This is a genomic window from Streptomyces sp. NPDC058683 (assembly GCF_042716195.1).
Classification (GTDB): domain Bacteria; phylum Actinomycetota; class Actinomycetes; order Streptomycetales; family Streptomycetaceae; genus Streptomyces.
In genome coordinates, this window is record NZ_JBHXSK010000067.1 from 1 (window position 1) to 20,212 (window position 20,212).

Sequence of the window (20,212 nt, forward strand, 5' to 3'; positions counted from 1 at the left end):
GTTGACTTTTGGCACGCTGTTGAGTTCTCAAGGAACGGTCGCTTCCTTTGTACTCACCCTCTCGGGCTTTCCTCCGGGCTTCCCTTCGGTGTTTCCAACCTTACCAGATCCGTTTTCCGTTCCGTTCCCGGTCGGAATTCATTTCCAGTGGCCGTTGGAGGGCCTTTGCCTATTCGATTGCCTTCCGGCTCTCTTTCGGCGTTTCCAACTTTATCAGAAGTTCTTGGCCGGTCTGACCGGCCACTCATTTCTGAGTAAATCGGAGGTGGCTTCGATGTTCGGAGAGAAGTCTCCGTTATGAAGCAGATCGATTCTAACGATCAGCCCTGAACCTGTCCAGTTCTAGGCAACTGTTTGAATCTACCTCCCCGCCGGACCTGTGTCAACGGGTCTTCCGGGGCGAAGAGGAGACTAGCAGCTCACGAGGGGTCTCCGCACATCAGGCGGCCGTCGGGACGAAGGCGCTGCGCTCGGTCTCCTCAAGATCGCCCGTCTCGCCGGCGCGGGCGGCACGGCCGCCGAGGACGAAGACGTACGCGAGAAAGGCCAGCTCAGCGACGACTCCGATACCGATGCGGGCCCAGGTGGGCAGGCCGGACGGGGTGACGAAGCCTTCGATGGCGCCGGAGACGAAGAGGACCAGAGCCAACCCGATCGCCATACCCACGGCGGCGCGTCCCTCTTCTGCCAGGGCGATATGGCGACTGCGCGGGCCCGGGTCTATGAGGGTCCACCCGAGGCGGAGCCCGGTACCCGCGGCGACGAAGACCGCGGTGAGTTCGAGCAGCCCGTGCGGGAGGACCAGGCCCAGGAAGGCGTCTAGGCGGCCGGCCGAGGACATCAGTCCGAAGCCGACGCCCAGGTTGAGCATGTTCTCGAAGAGGATGTAGAGGACCGGGAGGCCGAGAAAGACCCCCAGGACCAGACACATCGCGGCGGCCTCCGCGTTGTTCGTCCACACCTGGGCGGCGAACGAGGCCGCGGGATGGCTGGAGTAGTAGGTCTCGTACTCGCCACCGGGACGGGTCAGCTCGCGGAGCTGGCTGGGGGCGGCGATGGTCGACTGCACGTCCGGGTGAGTGCCGATCCACCAGCCCAGAAGGATCGCGATGGCGGTGGATATGAGCGCGGTGGGGACCCACCAGTGACGGGACCGGTAGACGGCGGCCGGAAATCCCTGCCCCAGGAAACGGGCGGCATCGCGCCAGGAGGCACGGCGGGCCCCTGTCACAGCACTGCGCGCGCGTGCCACGAGTTGGCTGAGGCGTCCGACGAGCTGTGGGTCGGGTGCGCTGGACTGGATCAGGGAGAGGTGTGTGGCGGTGCGCTGGTAGAGGGCGACGAGTTCGTCGGCTTCGGCTCCGTTGAGGCGCCGCTGGCGGCGGAGGAGCGCGTCCAGGCGGTCCCACTCGGCTCGGTGTGCGGAGACGAAGACGTCGAGGTCCATCGGGTCTGCCTGCTCCTCGGCTGGTCGTCGACTGCCTGTCGTAGCTGTCAGCTTGTCGTACTGCGGCGCGATGCGCTCTCAGCTTGGCAGACTTGCGCTGTACGGGGCAGACCAGGGGAAGGTGGCAGGCGTGAGTGAGCTGGTGACAGGTGAGGCGGTGGCGCTCGAACTGCGTCCCGCGAGGCTGCCCAGCAGGGCGCTGGCCATACTGCTGGACCTGGTCGTGGCCATGACCGTGTACATCGGCGTGTCCATAGGCCTGGTCGCGGCCACGGCCTCGCTGGACGAGGCCGCACAGGTCGCACTGTCGATCGCGGCCTTCCTGTTGCTGCTGGTGGGCGGGCCGATCGCGGTGGAGACGCTGAGCCATGGGCGCTCTCTGGGGAAGATGGCGTGCGGACTGCGTGTGGTGCGCGATGACGGTGGGCCCATCCGGTTCCGGCATGCGTTGGTGCGGGGTGCTCTCGGCGTGATCGAGATTCTGATGACGTTCGGGGTCGTCGCCTGTATCGCTTCGTTGGTCTCGGCGCGCGGCCGGCGGCTGGGGGATGTGTTCGCGGGGACTCTGGTCGTACGTGAACGGGTGCCCGTCGGGCAGACCCGGTTCATTCCGCCGCCTCCGCCCTGGCTGGCGGGACGTTTCGCCGAGCTGGATCTGTCGGCGGTTCCGGACGGGCTGTGGCTTGCCGTCCGGCAGTACCTGACGCGGATGCAGCAGCTCGATCCGCAGGTCTCCTGGGCGATGGCCGAGCAGCTCGCGGCCGACCTCGCGGCCCGGACGGGCACTCCGGCGCCGCAGGGCATTCCGCCGGCGGCGTATCTGGCGGCGGTGGCACAGGAGCGGCAGGCGCGGGAGGCCCGGCGGGCCTTCGCCGGCCGGGCCCCCTCGGAGTCCGGTGCGCCGAACGCGTACGGCCCGCAGACACCGGGTGCTCCCTACGGGCCTGGCGCTCCCTATGGGTACGGCATCCCCCCGGCGCCGAGTGCGCCCCACGGATACGCCCCCTTGGCGCCCGGTGCGCCCGGCTACGCCCCTCCGGTGCCGAGTGCGCCGAACAGCTATGCCCCGCCGGTGCCTCAGGGACCCGCGCCTCTGTCGGCTCCGTACCGGCCCGGGCCGGCGGCGCCGGACGGTGCGTATCCGCCGCCCCCGCCGGTGGAACAGCCCCCGGCTGCCGCACCCGCCGCTTCCCCGGCGGCCGAACGGCCCTCCACCGGGTTCGTACCGCCGGCCTAGGCCCGGACCCGAAGCCCGGTCAGTCGGCGAAGACGGACGGCGGCGACCGCAGATCCTCCAGCTCGATTCCGGGTGCCGCCAGGACCACGTCGCCGGCGAGGTGCACGGCGTGCTGCTCTCCCGTGTCCAGGGCTGTGACCTGGTATTCGTCCACGGTCAGAGGGCCGTTGTCAGTGGCGTGTGCTTCGCTTTTCACCAAGGCCCAGGACTGGTCCACGGTGCGCGGGGCGAGGACCGGGTCCGTGAAGGCCACGAGGCGTACACGGGTCGCGGCGGCGGAAGGGGTGAGGCGCAGGAGACGGGCGGTGGCGACCAGAAACGCGGGGGACGTGCCGGTGAAGGCGTGGGCGCGCACATGGCCTTCGATGGCGTGAGCGCCGGTGGGATCCGTGCGGACCCAGGTGACGCCGTCGAGGGCGGCGCCGCGCACCCGCCAGCTCCCGGCGTGGAGTTCGAGGCGGATGGGACGTCCGAGGTCGTCGAGAGCGAGATCGACCGAGCCGACGTGGTCACCGGAGGGGGTGGTCACCTGGGAGACATAACGCCAGCCGGAGGGGCCGGGGGCGCACTGGAAGTGTTCTTCGCCGAGGGGGGTGTGATCGTGCGGATCGTGGAGCGAATAACGGCCGCGGGGCATGGGGGTCCTGGGTCTTAGCGGGCTGCCGGTCCGGTGCTCGGTACTGCGGTACGGCCGCCGGGTGGGCCGACGTGCCAAAGGGGCAGGCCCCCGACACGGGGGTGCGGGGGCCTGCCTCGATGGACCGGAGCGTCTGCCTCCGGGGGAGCGCGTCAGTGCACTGGCGTGCTCTCCCGGAGGGCGGGCCGCGGACTCAGCCGAGGTACCTCAAGCAGCACCTCGGCAGCGGTACCTCAGTAGCGGTAGTGGTCCGACTTGTACGGGCCCTCGACCTCGACACCGATGTACGAGGCCTGCTCGGGGCGCAGCGTCGTGAGCTTCACGCCGAGCGCGTCCAGGTGCAGGCGGGCGACCTTCTCGTCGAGGTGCTTGGGCAGCGTGTAGACGCCGACCGGGTACTCGTCGGGCTTGGTGAACAGCTCGATCTGGGCCAGGGTCTGGTCCGCGAAGGAGTTGGACATCACGAAGGACGGGTGGCCGGTGGCGTTGCCCAGGTTCAGCAGGCGGCCCTCGGAGAGGACGATGATCACCTTGCCGTCGGCGAACTTCCAGGTGTGGACCTGCGGCTTGACCTCGTCCTTGACGATGCCGGGGATCTTGGCGAGGCCGGCCATGTCGATCTCGTTGTCGAAGTGGCCGATGTTGCCGACGATGGCCTGGTGCTTCATCTTGGCCATGTCCGAGGCCATGATGATGTCCTTGTTGCCGGTCGTGGTGACGAAGATGTCGGCCTTGTCGACGACCTCGTCGAGGGTCGTGACCTGGAAGCCGTCCATCGCCGCCTGCAGCGCGCAGATCGGGTCGATCTCGGTGACGATCACGCGGGCGCCCTGCCCGCGCAGGGACTCCGCGCAGCCCTTGCCCACGTCGCCGTAGCCGAAGACGACCGCGGTCTTGCCGCCGATGAGGACGTCGGTGGCGCGGTTGATGCCGTCGATCAGGGAGTGGCGGCAGCCGTACTTGTTGTCGAACTTCGACTTGGTGACGGCGTCGTTGACGTTGATCGCCGGGAACAGGAGCTCGCCGTCACGCTGCATCTCGTACAGGCGGTGGACGCCGGTCGTGGTCTCCTCGGTGACGCCGCGGATCTCGGACGCCAGCTGGGTCCACTTCTGCGAGCCGTCCGTGATGGTGCGGTGCAGGAGATCGAGGATGACGCGGTGTTCGTCGGACTCGGCGGTGTCGACGGACGGCACCTTGCCGTCCTTCTCGTACTCGACACCCTTGTGGACGAGGAGGGTGGCGTCACCACCGTCGTCCAGGATCATGTTCGGGCCGCCGGTGGGGGTGTTCGGCCAGGTCAGCGCCTGCTCCGTGCACCACCAGTACTCCTCCAGCGTCTCGCCCTTCCAGGCGAAGACGGGAACGCCCTGCGGGTTGTCGGGCGTGCCGTTCGGGCCGACGGCGATAGCGGCGGCCGCGTGGTCCTGGGTGGAGAAGATGTTGCAGGACGCCCAGCGGACCTCGGCGCCGAGGGCGGCCAGGGTCTCGATGAGGACGGCGGTCTGCACGGTCATGTGCAGGGAGCCGGTGACGCGGGCGCCTGCCAGCGGCTGCGCGTCGGCGTACTCCTTGCGGATCGACATCAGGCCGGGCATCTCGTGCTCGGCGAGGGTGATCTCCTTGCGGCCGAACTCGGCCAGGGAGAGGTCGGCGACCTTGAAGTCCTGTCGGTTGTCGACAGTCGTCATTGCGGGCTGCTCCTCGGTATCGGGTCGAGGGTGGGTACGGCTGGTCTGCGCGGCGGCGGACACAGGGGTGCCCGACAAGAGGACACAGGCATGCCCGCGTACGCGCAGCGCAGTCCGTCGGAGGCCCTCTCTCCCTCGGCCGGCCCGCAGGGACCGCCCGACCGCCATCAGCAGCGACGTCTGGCTTCGTCCCAAGCTACACCGGTGGGGCGGGGCGTCCCCAGTCCGCCTCCGAACAGTTCACGCCGTTCGAGGGGGCGAGCGCGGTCGGCGGGGTGGGATGTGAAGAGGTGATGAGGGTCTCCGCGAGGGGGTGCACAGGAGCGAGCAGAAGCGGATCAACCAGGACTTTCGCGCCTTTGAGCCGGGGTGGGGGTGTTGCAGGATGCAGGGAGATCGGGAGTTCCGATCGAGCGCGCGGAGCGTCCGGGACGGCGTTTCGTGTGACGAAGGCGTTAGGAGATCGACGTGACCAGTCCGGCCGGCCCTCCCCCCACGGGCAGCCACGGTGACGAGCCGAAGACGTGGAAGCTGCTGGCGGTGACCGCGTGCCCGACGGGTATCGCGCACACCTACATGGCGGCCGAGAAGCTCGCACAGGCCGCTCAGAGCCGCGGTGTCGACATGAAGGTGGAGACGCAGGGTTCCATCGGGGCCGAGAATGTCATTGATGACAACGATGTCAGAACCGCGGACGGTGTCATCGTGGCCGCCGACAAGGACGTGGATCTGAGCCGCTTCGTCGGCAAGCGGGTGCTCAAGGTCGGGGTGGCCGAGGGCATCCGCCATCCCGAGCAGTTGATCGAACGGGTTCGGTCGGCCCCCGTGCACCAGCCCGGGGGCGCGGCCGCGGACTCAGCCGCGGACTCGGCAGCGAGCAGTGGCAAGGAGCGGAGCGTCGCGTACAAGGCGCTGATGAACGGCGTCAGTTACATGATCCCGTTCGTCGTGGTCGGCGGGTTGCTGATCGCGATCTCGCTCTCGCTGGGCGGGAATCCGGACCCCTCGGGCGGACTCGTCATCCCGAAGGACTCCTTCTGGATGGACGTGAACAACATCGGTGTCATCGGCTTCACGCTGATGGTGCCGATCCTCTCCGGGTACATCGCGTACGCCATCGGTGACCGGCCCGCGCTGGTGCCGGGCATGATCGGCGGCTGGATCGCCAACACCGGGTCGCTGTACGACTCGAAGGCGGGCGCGGGGTTCATCGGAGCGATCGTGACCGGGTTCCTGGCCGGATATCTGGTGCTGTGGATCAAGAAGGTGAAGGTCCCCAAGCTCGTCCAGCCGATCATGCCGATCATCGTGATCCCGATCGTGGCGACGACGGCGCTCGGGCTGTTCTTCATCTACGTGATCGGGAAGCCGATCGCCTGGGTCTTCGAGCATCTGACCAGCTGGCTGAGCGGGATGACGGGCACGAGCGCGATCCTGCTGGGCGCGATCCTGGGCCTGATGATCGCGTTCGACATGGGCGGACCGGTCAACAAGACGGCGTTCCTCTTCGGTGCCGGGCTGATCGCGACCGGCAACCAGACGGTGATGGGCATGTGCGCCGCCGCGATCCCGGTCATGCCGCTGGGCCAGGGGCTGGCCACGCTGATCCGGAAGCGGTGGTACGACGAGCAGGAGCGGGAGACCGGGCTGGCCTCCCTGTTCATGGGCTGCTTCGGTATCTCGGAGGGCGCGATCCCGTTCGCCGCGGCGCGGCCCGCGCAGGTCATCCCGGCCAACATGCTGGGCGGCGCGGTCGCCGGTGCGATCGCCGGGCTGGCCGGGGTGAAGGACGCGGTGCCGCACGGCGGACCGATCGTGGCGGTGCTGGGCGCGGTGAGCGGCGTACCGATGTTCTTCGTGGCCGTGGTGATCGGGGCGGTGGTGACGGCGGTGACGACCGTGGCGCTGATCGACCTGAGCATGCGGAAGAGGGGCGGCGAGCCGGCGGAGGGTGCAGGCGCGGGCGTACCGGTTGAGATGCCCGGGTCCGTGCTGGTCGGGGCGGTGGCCGGTGGGGGCGCGGTTCCGGTGGCAGTCGGTACCGGCGGTGCGATGGAAACGGGCGGTGCGCCCGATCGGACGGCGAGGACAGCTGGCACGGTGACGGAGACGGCAGAGACGGCGGAGACGGCGGCAGCAGGTGCGGCGGATGCACATGAACGCGGCGCGGCCGAGGTCCTCTCCGGGTATCTGACCGAGCAGACCGTCAAGGTCCGGCTGGACTCGGACGGCAAGGAGGAGGCGATCCGGGAGATGGCCGGGTTGCTGGCGGGCAGTGGCCGGGTCGCGGATGCCGAGGAACTGGTGGCCACCGCGCTGCGGCGCGAGGAGCAGGGGACGACCGGGCTCGGTGAGGAGATCGCGATCCCGCATGCCAAGACGGATGCGGTGACCGCGCCGGTCGTCGGGTTCGCGCGGTCGGCGGAGGGCGTCGAGTGGGGCTCGCTGGACGGTACGAAGGCACGGCTGGTCTTCATGATCGCCGTACCGGAGGCGGCCGCCGGTGACGAGCATCTGCGGATCCTCGCGCTGCTGTCCCGGAAGTTGATGGACGCCGGGTTCCGGGAGCGGCTGCTGGCGGCACCGGACGAGCGGGCGGTGCTGGGCGTGCTGAGCGAGGTCGGGTGACCGGATGACAGCGGGCCCGCTTCCCCGTCAGGCGGGGGAGGCGGGCCCGTCGCTGTGTCGGTCCGGGGAGGTCAGTGGCCGGCGGGGTGGGGTGTCGGGCCGCCCGGGGTGGCTTCGGGGTCGGGGCCCTTGGCGGCCTCGGCCTCGCTGTAGATGTCGGGTTCGAGGTAGATCACGCGGGCGATGGGGACCGCGGTGCGGATGCGGGCCTCGGCGGCGTTGATGGCCTTGGCGACCTCGGCGGCCGTGTCGTCGTGCTTGACGGCGATCTTGGCGGCGACGAGCAGTTCCTCGGGGCCGAGGTGGAGCGTGCGCATGTGGATGATGCCGGTGACCGTGTCGCCGTCGACGGTCGCGGCCTCGATCTTCTTGACCTCTTCGACGCCCGCGGCCTCGCCGAGGAGGAGGGACTTGGTCTCGGCGGCGAGGACGAGGGCGATGAGGACGAGCAGGACGCCGATGCAGACCGTGCCGATGCCGTCCCAGACGCCGTCGCCGGTGAGCAGGGCGATGCCGACGCCGCAGAGGGCGAGGACCAGGCCGATGAGGGCGCCGAAGTCCTCGAGGAGGACGACCGGCAGCTCGGGCGCCTTGGCACGGCGGATGAATGATCGCGGTGATCGGGGCCTCCGGTTCCGGCAAGTCCACCCTGCTGGGCATCCTCTCCGGCCAGGACGTGCCCACCGCGGGTGCCGCCGAGGTCGCCGGACACGACCTGCTGGCGATGAAGCGCCGCGAGCGGCTGGAGTACCGGCGTACCACCGTGGGCTTCGTCTGGCAGCAGACCTCCCGCAACCTGCTGCCCTACCTCTCGGCGGCCGAGAACGTGATGCTTCCGATGACGTACACCGGGGTCAAGCGCGCCCGGCGCCGGGCCCGGGCCGAGGAACTGCTCGACCTGCTGTCCGTCGGCCACTGCCGGGACCGCATGCCCGACACGCTCTCCGGCGGTGAGCAGCAGCGGGTCGCCGTCGCCGTGGCCAACGCCAACGAGCCCCGGGTGCTGTTCGCCGACGAACCCACCGGCGAACTCGACACCGCCACCAGCGACGAGGTCTTCGCCGCGCTGCGCCGGGCCAACGAGGAGCTGGGCGTCACCGTGATCGTGGTCACCCACGACGCGTTGGTGTCCGAGCAGGTCCAGCGCACCGTACGGATCCGCAACGGCCGCACCTCGACCGAGGTGCTGCGCCGGGTCGCCACCGGCGAGGACGGCATCGATGTGCTCACCGCCGAGGAGTACGCGGTACTGGACGCCAGCGGTCGGCTGCAGTTGCCGGGTGAGTTCACCGAGCGCCTGCACATGCGCAAGCGGGTGCGGCTGGCCCTGGAGAGCGACCACATCGGCGTATGGCCCGACGAGGCCGCGCGGCGGGCGAAGTCCGACGCGGAGAACGCCGACAACGGCGACAACGGCGAGAAGGCGGAGAACGCGGCGGGCGGCGGCCCGAACCCCGCAAGCGCCGAGAGCACCGAGAGCACGCGGTAGGCGGTTCGCCCGGTGGCCGCCAAGGGCAGCCGCCTTGGGCGCGGCGGCCGTTCACGTGAGGCGCAGGACGGCCCCCAGGCGGCGCCGGCGGGCGAGGACGGTCTCGGTGGCCGCGGCGGCCAGGATCAGCGCGGTCACGCCGACGACGAGGGCGATGGTCAGCGAGTAGTCGGTCCGCAGTGCCGGTTGGGCCGGGCCGCCGGTGAACTGCCGCAGGTCCAGTGTCGGCGCCATGAGACGCGGTTCGAGCAGCCCGAGCAGTGTGCCGCCCACCGCCGAGGCCACCGCCAGCGGCAGCAGTTGCAGGAAGTGCAGCGCTCCGGCTTCCTTGCCGCCGAGTCCGAGTGTGCGCAGGAACGAGGCGGTACGGCTGCGCTCGTGGGAGGTGAGGGTCAGCTCCAGGGCGAGCGCGAGCAGGCCGGACAGCGCGGCCAGGATCGAGGTGGTGGTGTAGATCGTGCCGAGTCCCCGCGTCAGGCCGTCCGCGCGCAGGGTGCCGAGCGTCTCGGAGCGGACGCGGATCCGGGCCAGCGGCCCGAGCGCCTTGGCCGCCGCCGCCCGCAGGGCCGCGGGCTCGGCGGTGGCGGGCCCCTGGGAAGCACCGCCCTTGAGGAGCAGGACGGTGCTTCCCGAGGACTGCTGGGGCATCAGATGTTCGGCGCCGGCGGTGGTGATCAGCATGGGCGTCCCGGTGGCGATCTGCGCTGTGACCGGCCCGAGGAGGGGGTCGCGCAGTTCCGCGGCGGTGAGGGTGCCGACCGGCTTGAGGTTCAGGTCCACCGGGGGCTGCCCCTGGGTCACCACCGTGGCGGTGAAGCCGCCGGTGCGCTCGCTCGCCCGCAGGTCGGGCGAGAGGAAGGACGGCAGCGGGGCACTCGCGCCGGCCCGGGTTCCGGGCGGGGTGGCCAGCCCGGACAGCAGGGCGCCGGCCAGCGGCGACTTCGGGGCGACGGCGGCCAGTTGCCGGGGGTCCACGGTGATCACGGCGACCCGGGGGATCACCGCGCCGTCGGCCTGTCCCACCAGGTCGAGGGTGTGCAGCCGCTGGAGGGCGGTCCGTATCCCGGTGTCTGCCGTGGGCGCGGAGGCTACGGTCCCGGCCACGGTCGCGCTCGCGTCGGCGCCGGCGGTCCAGGCCGCCCCCGTGGCCAGGCCGTCGCCGATCGTCCGTTGCACGAGCCCGCCGAACACGGCCGTGCCCAAGGTCAGGACCAGGACGAACAGGGCCAGTCCGGTCGCCGGGGCGTCGTGGGCGGCCCGGGCCGCCCCGATGAAGCCCACCGCTCCCCGGCCGCGCCGGGCCCGCCGCAGCACCACGCGCAGCACGAGCGGATAGATCCGCAGCAGGATCAGTACGACGGCCAGCGCCACCAGCACCGGCACCGCGCCGAGAATCCCGTCGGGGCCCTGCGAGCGCAGCGCGACCACGCCCGCGGCCGCCGCGAGCAGCACCGTCAGCTCCAGGACCACGCGCCGGCCGACGGCGGTCTTCCGGCGCGAGCGCCGCAGCCGGCCGGGCCTGCGCGGCTCGCGGACCGCGAGCCAGGTCATCAACGGCACCGTCAGCACCACCACCGCGGCGGCGAGGGCGGCGGGCACCGGTTGCGGTGATCCGGACGTGCCGGAGGGAGCGAGGGCCCGTCCGGCCGCCCAGCCGAGCGGGGCGGCGATCAACACCACCGGCCAGGCCACGGCGCAGCGCAGCAGCACCAGCCGCGCGGTGGACGCGCCCCGCGCGCGCTGCAACCGCAGGTGCGCCTGCCTTCGGCGCAGCAGCAGCCGGACCGCGACGGTGACGGTGGCCAGCGCGACCGCGGCCAGCGCGTCGACGGCGAACGTCGCGAGCGCCCTGGCCTGCTGGTCCTGAGCGGTGAACGCGGCGAGCAACGGTGTCAGGAAGTCGGTCACCAGCAGGGGCCCGGTGGCCTGGCTGCCGACCTGGCAGCTGATGTCGCCGGTGATCGGGTCGAGCCCCTGGCACAGGGTGGCGCTCAGGTCCGCGCTGTAGTGGGACAGCGGTCCGGTCAGTGCGCGGGCCCGGTCGAGTGCCGCCCCGGACAGGTCGGCGCGCAGCTGCCAGGTCACCCGCGGGCCGCCCACCCCGGCGCCGGCCAGCAGGTCGGCGGCGTCGAGACCGACGAGGCCGCGGACGGCGAGCACCGTGCCGGCGGAGCGCTCCGCCGGGTAGCGCGACGGCTGGTCCAGTGTCTCCCGGCCGGTCCAGAAGTCGTCGGCCGCGGCCGTGGTGCGGTAGACCCCGCTCACCAGCAGCCCCGCGCGGGGCGGTGCGTTCTGCACTCCGAGCGTCTTGGTGAAGTCAAGGGTGAGCCGGCTGCCGGCCCGGACGCCCAGCGCCTGCGCGGTGGCCTGCGACAACCCGATCTGGGGTGTGGTGCCGAGCGGCGTGTGGTCGGCCGGCGCACGGCCGCTGACGTAGTGCAGATGGGCCCGCGCGGACGGCAGATAACTGACCGTCAGCCGGGTGCTGGTGTTCGCCGGCCCCGGCGGCCGTGGGGAGATCAGGGTCGCCTGGTTGTAGTCGTAGCTGCCGCCGCCGGCGAAGGTCAGATGCCGTGCGGCGGAGCCGTCGAGGTGGTCGGTGAGGGTGCGGGCGGCGCCGAGCAGGGTGGCCATGTTCACGGCGGGCGGCGAGGTGTTGAAGACCTCCGGTGTGGTGCTCAGGCTGATCAGGGGCGCCTGAACCTGCGCGGCGTCGACGCGCTGCCGCAGTGCCCGGTCCTCCTGGCGGCCCGCGAAGGCGGGCGCCCAGGCGCACAGTGCCGTCAGCACCAGGAGCAGCACCGCCAGGCAGGCCAGCAGCGGCAGATCGCCGCGGGTCTCCTTGCGTATCAGGCGCCAGGTCACCGCCGCGCCCGTGCCCATGGGTCGGGGCACCGCCGCGCCCGTGCCCACGGGCCGCGTGCCCGTCCGCCCTTTCCGGTCGTGCCCGGCCGCCCGGCTCAACGGTCTTCCCCCGCTCGCAGTACACGTACCAGGTCCACCCGGGCCAGCAGCCGGGCCAGCGCCAGCACGACCGCGCTGATGGCCAGGGCGGTCGCCACCGCGGTCAGCGCCACGGTGCCCCAGGGTATGACCTGCGGCAGCGGCGGATAGGGGGCCTGTCCGCTGTCGTCCACGGTGACCAGCGGCAGTACCGCCGCTGCCAGGGCCATGCCCATCAGTGCCCCCGGGACCACCGCGAACAGCGCGAGACTCAGTTGCTCGGTACCCAGCAGCGCGGACAGGCTCTGGGAACGGACGCCGATCGCCCGCAGCAGGGCGAACTCCTTGCGGCGCTGCCGGGTGGAGACCACCGCGTGCACGGTGAAGGCGATGACGGCGAAACCGGGGGCCAGATACCGGACCAGTTCCAGCACCCGGCGCAGCCCGCTGCGGAACGGGTCGGCCTGCAGGGACGCGGTGGTGCGCGCCGTGGTGGTGACGCGGCCCAGGGCGGGCTGTGCCTCGGCGGCGGCGGCCGTACGCGCGCTGTCGGTGCTGCCGATCCACCAGAACGCGGGATCCTCCTGGTCGGCACCGGCCAGCGTCAGCGCGGTGGCGAGCCGGCGCTGGTCGGCGATCAGATGTCCCTGTCCGCGGCCCAGTCCGGGCAGCGCGTCGGCCCGGCCCACGATCGTGGCGGTGACCCGGCCGCCGCCCAGGTCCAGTGTGGTGGTGCTGCCCACGCTCAGGCGCGCGTCGCGCAGCGCCGTGGCGTCGGCGCGCACCGGCAGCGGCGCCGGATCGCCGGCCGGGCCGGCCAGGAGCCGCACCTGGGTGCCGGGCCGGGTGTCGTAGTCGCTGTCGGCCAGGCCGCCGAAGGCGTCGCTGATGGCCCGGGAGGGCCGGCTGCCGGTGCTGATGGTGGTGCGGAGCACCTCGGAGCCGCCGGGAAGGATCGAGCACACCCCGGGGGTGCCGGGGTCGTAGCGGCCGGCCAGTTTTCCTTCACAGGCCCCCGCGGTGGAGTCGGCGGCGTGGTCCGTGCCGTCGGCCCAGACCTGCCCGCCGGGCAGCCGGGGGACCCAGGTGTCCGCGGTGCCGCGCGCGCCCACCCGGAGCAGTTCCAGGTCCAGCCGCGCGGGCCGCATGTTCGGCTGCGGCAGGACGTCGACGGCGGTCACCGTCAGCGGATAGGTCCGCGGGTGGCCGCCGCTCAGCGCCACGTCGAGCGGGACCACGACGGTGTGCCTGGCCCCGTCGGCGGCGGGCAGGTGGGTCGCCACGGTGCTGACGAGGCCGGACGCGTCCTGCACGGTCAGTTCCAGGCTCGGTGCCGCGCGGCTGCCGTCGCTGCGCAGCCGCTCGTCCAGCAGCAGCGCGGTCGGACGCCCGGGGAGCGGTATCCCGAAGACGGCCGGTGACGGGGTGCGGGGAGCGGGTCCGCCGATCGTGCCGACCAGGCTTTCGGTGGCGCCGCCGGGCAGGTTCACCGTCGACTGGGTCACCGGGGTCACGGCGGTCACCGCCGGCAGCGCGCGATAGGCGGCGCCCAGTACGGAGGAGGGGTAGCCGTCGTCCGCGGACGGCGAGATCCGCACGTCCGCGCCGACGGTGAACGCGGCCTGCTCGGACGCCAGGCCGCCCAGGCAGGCCAGCGCGGTGGTGGCGAAGGCGCTCACCGACATGGCCAGGCACATCAGCACCACCGGGCCGGCGTTGCGCGCGGCCCGCCGGCTCAACTGCCAGCCGGCCAGGGCGAGGACCAGGCCCCGGCTACGACGGCCGAACGCGTCCAGCAGCAGGGAGGTCAGCGGCAGCAGCCGCAGCAGCAGGAGCGCGGCGGCGCCGGCCACCAGGGTCGGCACCAGGACCAGCACGGGGTCGGCGGACGCGCCGCCGGTGCCCACGTCGGCGATCAGCGAGTGGTGCCGCCGCAGCTCCAGATACCCCAGGGCCGCGACGGCGAGCAACGCCATGTCGGCGCCGAGCCGCTGCGCGGCGGCGGCCCGTGCACCGCGGGCCGGCCGCGACCGCGCCGTCGGCAGCACGGGCAGCAGCACCGCCGCGGCGTGCACCAGCAGGGTCAGACCCACCGCCGCCCACGCGCCGGTGCCCCGGCTGCCGGGGTGCAGCAGCCCGGCCAGGAAGGGCGCGACGACGGCGGCCGGGACGCCGGTGAGCGCCCACTCGGCCGCCGCGCCGCGCAGCAACCGCAGGGTGCCGGCGCCTCTGGCCTGCTGGAGGGCCAGCTCACCGCGCCGGCGCACGGTCAACTGGCGGGCGGCCAGCAGCAGGGTGGCCAGGGCGAGGACCGCCAGCAGCACGCTCGGCAGGTACAGCGAGGACCGGGCCGCCACCATCGGCACCGTCAGGTCGTCGATCGCGCCCGGCAGACCGGATACCACCGTCAGGTCCTCCAGCGACGGCTGCCGCCCGCCGAACACCGACACCCGGCTCTGGCTGCCGGAGAAGGCACGCAGCCGGTCGTGCAGCCCGGCGAGGCTGCCCGCGTCGAGACGGGAGAAGTCGGGCTGCACACTCCAGTGGACCGTCAGATGCCCGTTCAGGACGGCGCTGCCGTTGAGCGCCGACGCCGAGACCACCAGCAGGTCCTGGTCGGCGGTCTCTCCCTGGGTCAGCACGCCGGCCATCGCGGGCCAGAACCCGACGGCACCGGTCGCCCGGAAGACACCGGTGATCCGCAGGGTCATGGTGCGGTCGAAGGCGTCCTGCACCTGGAGGCCGGAACCGGGCTTGACGCCCAGGCGTCTGGCCAGCGCGTCGGGCACCGCCGCGTCGACCGGGGCGGCGGACCCGGTGGCGGCCCGGACCTCGGGCAGCGAGGTGAACGCGCCGGCCGGGGCGGCGGCCGTGCCGGCCGGCCATCGCCCGGCGACCAACTGCCCGAACCTGCCGCCGTCCTGCACCGCGACCGGGTGCAGCCCGCTGCCCCCGGGACCGCGCGGCGGGCCCGCGACCCCGTCGATCCCCGTCACCGAGACCGGCGACGTGCCCAGCAGCCCCACATAGGTCCGGTGCGGCACCCCGGCGAACACCCGGTCGCCGGCGGCCCGCACCTCTCGATCGGCGGCGGCCATTCCCCCGGCCCGGAAGGAGGCGTTGACGCTCACCTGCGCGTCGAGGTCGGCGGCCAGCCGCCGCACGGCCCCGGCCTGCACCGAACTCCCCGCCAGCGCCGCGAGCGCGGCCAGCGCCGTCGCGCACAGCAGCACGGTCACCGCGACAGCGGTCAGCACCAGTCCGTGCTGCGTGGCCCGCCTGGCGACGGCGGGAAGCCGCCGGGCCGGGCGCGGAGCACCCGGGCGTCGCCGCGGCGAAGTCGTGAAGGCCGTGGCGACCACATGAACCCCCGCGAAATCGAACATGTGACGGTGACGGCGCGCCACAGTCCTACCAGGGCATCCCCCAACGACGCAACAATCACTGATGTGTTGCGGCCCGGGGCACCGGAGCGGCCGAAGCGACCACCGCACTCCGCGTGGTCCACCAGCCCCTGCGCGCGGGGCGACGACGCCGGCGGGGTCCGGCGTGATCCGGTGCCCCGGGGTCCGCCGTACACCCGGTCATCTGCTATTGAGGGGTACCTGGCCACGTGCGCCCCGGACGCGGACCAGGCCCTTTTCACACAGGAGGACTCTTTTATGAACGACCGGCCCTTGACGCTCATGGCGGTACACGCCCACCCCGACGACGAGGCCACAGGAACGGGCGGCGTCCTCGCCCGGTACGCGGCGGAGGGCATTCGCACGGTGCTCGTGACGTGCACCGACGGCGGTTGCGGTGACGGACCGGGAGGTGTCAAACCGGGTGATCCCGGACACGATCCGGCGGCCGTCGCCTTGATCCGGCGCCAGGAACTCGAGGCGAGCTGCGAGATCCTGAAGATCAGCCACCTGGAGATGCTGGACTACGCCGACTCCGGAATGATGGGCTGGCCGACCAACGACGCCCCCGGATCCTTCTGGCACACACCCGTGGCGGAGGGCGCCGCCAAACTCGCGGAACTCCTGCGGCGCTACCGACCCGATGTGGTCGTCACCTATGACGAGAACGGCTTCTACGGCCACCCCGACCACATCCAGGCCAACCGCATCACGATGGCGGCGCTGGCGATGACCACGCCGGTACCGAAGGTGTACTGGACGACGGCGCCCCGCTCGATGATGCAGCGGTTCGGGGAGACCATGCGCGAGTTCGGTGCGGACGTACCGGAGCCGGATCCCGCCGAGGCCGCCGCGCTGGCGGAGATCGGACTGCCCGACGAGGAGATCACCACCTGGGTGGACACCACCGCGTTCGGCGGCCAGAAGTTCGACGCGCTGGCCGCGCACGCCAGCCAGGGCGAGAACATCTTCTTCCTCAGGATGGGCCGGGAGAGGTTCACCGAGTTGATGGGCGTCGAGACCTTCGTACGGGTCCAGGACACCACCGGCGCGGCCGTACCCGAGACGGACCTCTTCGCCGGCCTGCGCTGATCCAGCGGAGCAGTCGGAGAGACACCGGAGCGAGAGATGCCTTCGAACCCGCGCCGCAGGATCGACCAGAACCATGCCTTGTCGCCTGGTCAGGCCCCGGCGTGTACGAAGGCTGCCCACAGGAAGGGGACCCGCGGTGTCCGGTCGCGCAGCTTGCGCACCGCCCGGTGCAGGGCGAACGCGGCCCGGTCGCTGTCGAAGACCCCTTCTTCGTTCCGCATCTCCGTGTAGAAGCGGTCCGCGATCTGCACGGCTCTGGCGTCGCTGATCTCCCACTGGGTGCCGACGACATGCGGAAATCCAGCCAGCTGGAACGCGGACACCAGGTGGATCGCCTCGTCGGCGAGATCCAAGGAGCCGCCGAAAGCGGTCCGGCACGCCGACAGATAGGCCAGCTGAGCCCGATCGAGGCGTACGGGCGCGAGTCCGGCGACAGTGAACGGCGCCGTCTCGTGATCCAGGAGGAACAGCCGGCTGCTGGACGGGTCGTCGGCGCGGGCCTCGCCGTGGCAGGAGAAGTGCGCCACTGTGCAGCCGGGCAGGTGCGCCATCACGTTGTCCCTGGTCGGGAGACGGTCTCCGGCTCCGTTTCCGTTCCCCTTCGCGTCCGGGGAGAGCACGACCGGTCGCGGCAGATGGCTGCTGACCTTCTCGACCTCCTGGCGGACCTTGTGCAGCGGTGGTGCGCCCGGCGTGACCGGCATGGCGACGATCAGCGACCGATCGTCCTCCGCGGCCGTTCCCGCCCCGGCCGCCCTGACGGCCGTCGCCGATGCCTGTGCCCGCTGCGTCTCCCGCCGGCGCCGCGCGTGGCTCAGGGCCCGGATGGTAGGCGTGTGGGAGGAGACCACGCGGTCCATGACCGTGCGCCGTCCCCTGCCCGAGGCCCCGCCCGGCGAGTCGCCGTGATGACCGGCCGCGTGCACCGGCAGCATGCCCAGCACTCCGCCGGTCGCCCACCACACCCGGGGCCACGGCGTGCCGGGCGCTGGTTCGGCGGTGTGGCCCAGCGCTTCCAGGACCGGCCCGGTCGCACGGTCCCAGAGCCATTCAAGGACAGCCCGGAGTGTCTGCTGTGCCTCCTGGAGTTGCTGCCGGGACGCCTCCGCGTCTCCGGCGACCGCCAGGGCACGGTGGAAGACGCGGACCTGTTCCAGCAGGTCGGTCCAGGTGAGCCGGGGCAGCGGGAGGGCGGTGACGTCCGTGCCGTGGAGCAGCAGGGCGTCGCTGCGATAGCGGCTGACGGCGAAGGCGACGACCGCACCCTCCCGGGCCTCGTCGAGGAGGTCGGAGAGGGCGGGAGGACGGGCGAACGAGGCGAAGCCCTCCAGCTCACGGATACCGGCGAGGAGATCGGTGAGACCGGCCGTCCAGCGGCGGCGGTCGGCCGGGGCACCGGACTGCCCGTCCAGCAGGGCTCGCAGCCGGGTGAACCGGTCCGCCAGGTCCGCATGCCGCTCATGCAGTTCGGTGAGGTCTCCCCGCACGTCGAGGGCCTGGCTGAGGAGGACCGCCCGACCGGCCTCCAGCAACCGCAGCGCCTGCACGGCCCGTTCTCTCTCTTCCCCTGTACCGCCCCCGGCCCTGCCGTCCTCTCCGGCCCCTGTCCTGGTTTCCCCGTTCCTGGTTTCGCCGTCCGCGTCGGTGGGAGCCGACGCCCCGGGCGGGCTGGTGAGAGCGAGTGAGGCTGCCTCGCCCGCCAGCCCGGCGGTTCGGCCGAGTTCGTACTGCTGATCACCTCGCTCCTGCTGCCCGGGGGCCACTTGGGGAAGGAGCCGGACGGCGAGTTCCAGCAGACCGGCGGCGCGCCCGGGATCAGAGGGCACGGTCAGGTCGGCCGCGCTGCGAGCGGCGTAGATGCGCAGCGAGGGTGCGGCCGTCTCCGTCCGGGCGGCATCGGTGAAGACCGAGACGGCTTCACGGAGGTCCTCGTCCGCCGTTGTGCCGGCCGTGTCCGAAGGCCCCGTCCCCCTTTCCGTGCCGTCCGCCGGGCTGTCCCCGAAACCGCTGTCCTGCCTCGTCCTCAGATGGCGGAGACGGAGCGCGAGGCCGAGGTTGGAGGAGACGCCGGCCAGGTCGGGATGGTCCGGGGGCAGCAGGCCGGCGGCGTCCCGGCCCTTCTCGATGGCCTCGTCCAGGTCGCTGACATCGCCGCGCCCCTCGAACCGCTTGCGCAGCGCCAGACCGAGATTGGACGACCGGGCGGCCCGCTCGGCGTGATCGGAGGGCGTGCGGGACAGGGCTTCCCGGCTCGCCTCGATCGACTCGTCGATGTACTCCGCGCCGCGTTCCCGGCGATCTCCGTCCCCGTCCTCGGCCTCCTCGCGTCCTCCTTCCCGGTCCGCTTCCTGGAAGAGTTCGTACCGTGTCCGCAGCACGAGACCGAGGTTGGACAGGAACCCGGCACGTTCCGGGTCGTCCGCCGGGGTGATGCGAACCGCCTCTTTCGCGGCGTCGACAGCATCGTGCACATCCCTTTCCCTGGCGTCCGGCACCCCACGCCCGGCTCGTCGGCGAAGCGCGACGGCGAGGCCGTTGAGCATGGTGGCCCGGTCGGGGTGGTCGACGGGGGCACGGTCCACGGCCGCTCTGGCCGTGCGGACCGCATCGTCGAGATCCCCGGACATACCGTCCCTGCCGAACCGGACGGCCTGGGCAATGCCGAGGTTGGTGAGTACGGCGGGGCGGTCGGGGTGCCCCTCGGGGGTGCGGGCCACGGCCTCTTCAGCAGCCTGGATCGCGTCTTCCAGGTCGGCCGGCCGACCGCCGTGCTCATACCGTTTGCGGAGCGCCTGTCCGAGGTTGGAATGACGGCGGGCCAGAGCGGGATGGCCGGCCGGGGTGAGACGGACCGCCTCCCACGCCGCGTCGACGGCGTCGTCCAGATCGTCGGGGTCTGCCTGGGTGCCGAAGCGCTGCAGGAGGGCGGTCGCCAGGTTGGTCAGCATGACGTCCCGGTCGGGATGGTCGCCCGGGACCACGCCGAGGATGCGGCGCCACCGGCGGACGGCCTGATCGGGAAGGCCCGGGTCTGCGGAGCGCAGGACCTGCTCCAGCAGGGTCGTGGCGTCCACGACCGCCCGGTGGATCAGCAGCGGGCGGAGCGGGTCGGGAAGAGGGGTCACGCCGGCGAGCAGGCAGGGGGTGAACATGACCGCCGCGGCGTCGAGTTCCCGCTCCTCCGCGGGCCGGTCGTCGGGCAGGGCACGGTAGCGGTACCAGTGGAGCCAACCGAGGCGGTACCGGGCGGTGAGCGCGGCCTTCCTGTCCTCCTCGCCGCCGGCGCTGCCGCGCTCGTCCTCGTAGCCGTGCGCGTCCAGCAGGGCGGCCAGCCGGAGGGCCTCGTCCTGCGCGCCGGGCTCCAGGACGGGGGCGAGATCCCGATCCTGGGCCACTCTGCGCAGCCGTTCCGCCACCATCGCGCTCAGCTCGTCCCGTGTCACCGCGCCCCGCCCCTCGTCGCGAAGTCCCGTACGCAGTCCTCGCACGTGGCGCGCCGCGGACCCCCCTGTTCGCCCGGTACGAATACCCGGCCCGCGCCCCTCCCCAACCCCATGGCGGCCCGGACGTACCGGCCCTGCGGCCGGTGGCACCGGTGCTGAGGGACACGACCGTCACGGACCGTTCCGAAGGCCATGGGCCCT

General features: G+C 72.2%; 11 protein-coding genes and 1 pseudogene. 5 read left to right on the forward strand and 7 right to left on the reverse strand.

Features of this window, described 5'->3' with window-relative positions; genetic code table 11:
* A partial coding sequence (locus ACFWXC_RS46360; RefSeq protein WP_384489141.1) for a hypothetical protein occupies nucleotides 1–301 on the forward strand: 301 nt, incomplete at its 5' end.
* 138 nt (nucleotides 302–439) lie between these two features.
* Here the strand turns inward: ACFWXC_RS46360 and ACFWXC_RS46365 are convergent.
* Nucleotides 440–1,447, reverse strand: coding sequence for a stage II sporulation protein M (locus ACFWXC_RS46365; protein WP_384489143.1), 1,008 nt, complete (start codon nucleotides 1,445–1,447; stop codon nucleotides 440–442).
* 130 nt (nucleotides 1,448–1,577) lie between these two features.
* On the opposite strand from ACFWXC_RS46365, the gene ACFWXC_RS46370 reads away from it, so the two are divergent.
* The gene (locus tag ACFWXC_RS46370) at nucleotides 1,578–2,684 is read left to right on the forward strand and encodes an RDD family protein (RefSeq protein ID WP_384489145.1); all 1,107 of its coding nucleotides are present in this window, start codon (nucleotides 1,578–1,580) and stop codon (nucleotides 2,682–2,684) included.
* Between the two features lie 19 nt (nucleotides 2,685–2,703).
* On the opposite strand, the gene ACFWXC_RS46375 is transcribed toward ACFWXC_RS46370, so the two are convergent.
* Together ACFWXC_RS46375 and ahcY are read right to left on the reverse strand one after the other, a co-directional pair.
* A complete protein-coding gene (locus ACFWXC_RS46375; protein ID WP_384489147.1) occupies nucleotides 2,704–3,321 on the reverse strand; it encodes a hypothetical protein in 618 nt (205 codons plus the stop codon).
* 233 nt (nucleotides 3,322–3,554) lie between these two features.
* On the reverse strand, nucleotides 3,555–5,012 hold the full coding sequence (gene ahcY / locus ACFWXC_RS46380) for an adenosylhomocysteinase (RefSeq protein WP_384489149.1): 1,458 nt from the start codon (nucleotides 5,010–5,012) through the stop codon (nucleotides 3,555–3,557).
* 468 nt (nucleotides 5,013–5,480) lie between these two features.
* On the opposite strand from ahcY, the gene ACFWXC_RS46385 reads away from it, so the two are divergent.
* Nucleotides 5,481–7,640, forward strand: a complete 2,160-nt coding sequence (locus tag ACFWXC_RS46385) for a fructose-specific PTS transporter subunit EIIC (RefSeq protein WP_384489151.1) — start codon at nucleotides 5,481–5,483, stop codon at nucleotides 7,638–7,640.
* A 71-nt stretch (nucleotides 7,641–7,711) separates the two neighbouring features.
* Here the strand turns inward: ACFWXC_RS46385 and ACFWXC_RS46390 are convergent.
* A pseudogene (locus ACFWXC_RS46390) lies at nucleotides 7,712–8,248 on the reverse strand (cation diffusion facilitator family transporter); the annotation flags it as partial.
* Here ACFWXC_RS46390 and ACFWXC_RS46395 point away from each other — a divergent pair.
* A complete protein-coding gene (locus tag ACFWXC_RS46395; protein ID WP_384489153.1) occupies nucleotides 8,248–9,129 on the forward strand; it encodes an ABC transporter ATP-binding protein in 882 nt (293 codons plus the stop codon). The pseudogene ACFWXC_RS46390 and the gene ACFWXC_RS46395 overlap by 1 nt on opposite strands.
* Before the next feature lie 51 nt (nucleotides 9,130–9,180).
* On the opposite strand, the gene ACFWXC_RS46400 is transcribed toward ACFWXC_RS46395, so the two are convergent.
* Together ACFWXC_RS46400 and ACFWXC_RS46405 are read right to left on the reverse strand one after the other, a co-directional pair.
* Nucleotides 9,181–12,012, reverse strand: a complete 2,832-nt coding sequence (locus tag ACFWXC_RS46400; protein WP_384489155.1) for a hypothetical protein — start codon at nucleotides 12,010–12,012, stop codon at nucleotides 9,181–9,183.
* 77 nt (nucleotides 12,013–12,089) lie between these two features.
* On the reverse strand, nucleotides 12,090–15,329 hold the full coding sequence (locus tag ACFWXC_RS46405) for an FtsX-like permease family protein (RefSeq protein ID WP_384489157.1): 3,240 nt from the start codon (nucleotides 15,327–15,329) through the stop codon (nucleotides 12,090–12,092).
* A 405-nt stretch (nucleotides 15,330–15,734) separates the two neighbouring features.
* On the opposite strand from ACFWXC_RS46405, the gene ACFWXC_RS46410 reads away from it, so the two are divergent.
* Nucleotides 15,735–16,568 (forward strand): PIG-L family deacetylase, encoded by an 834-nt coding sequence (locus tag ACFWXC_RS46410; protein WP_384489159.1) that lies wholly within the window; start codon nucleotides 15,735–15,737, stop codon nucleotides 16,566–16,568.
* Nucleotides 16,569–16,657: 89 nt separating this feature from the next.
* On the opposite strand, the gene ACFWXC_RS46415 is transcribed toward ACFWXC_RS46410, so the two are convergent.
* A complete protein-coding gene (locus tag ACFWXC_RS46415) occupies nucleotides 16,658–20,011 on the reverse strand; it encodes a CHAT domain-containing protein (RefSeq protein WP_384489161.1) in 3,354 nt (1,117 codons plus the stop codon).
* Between the last annotated feature and the right edge of the window lie 201 nt (nucleotides 20,012–20,212).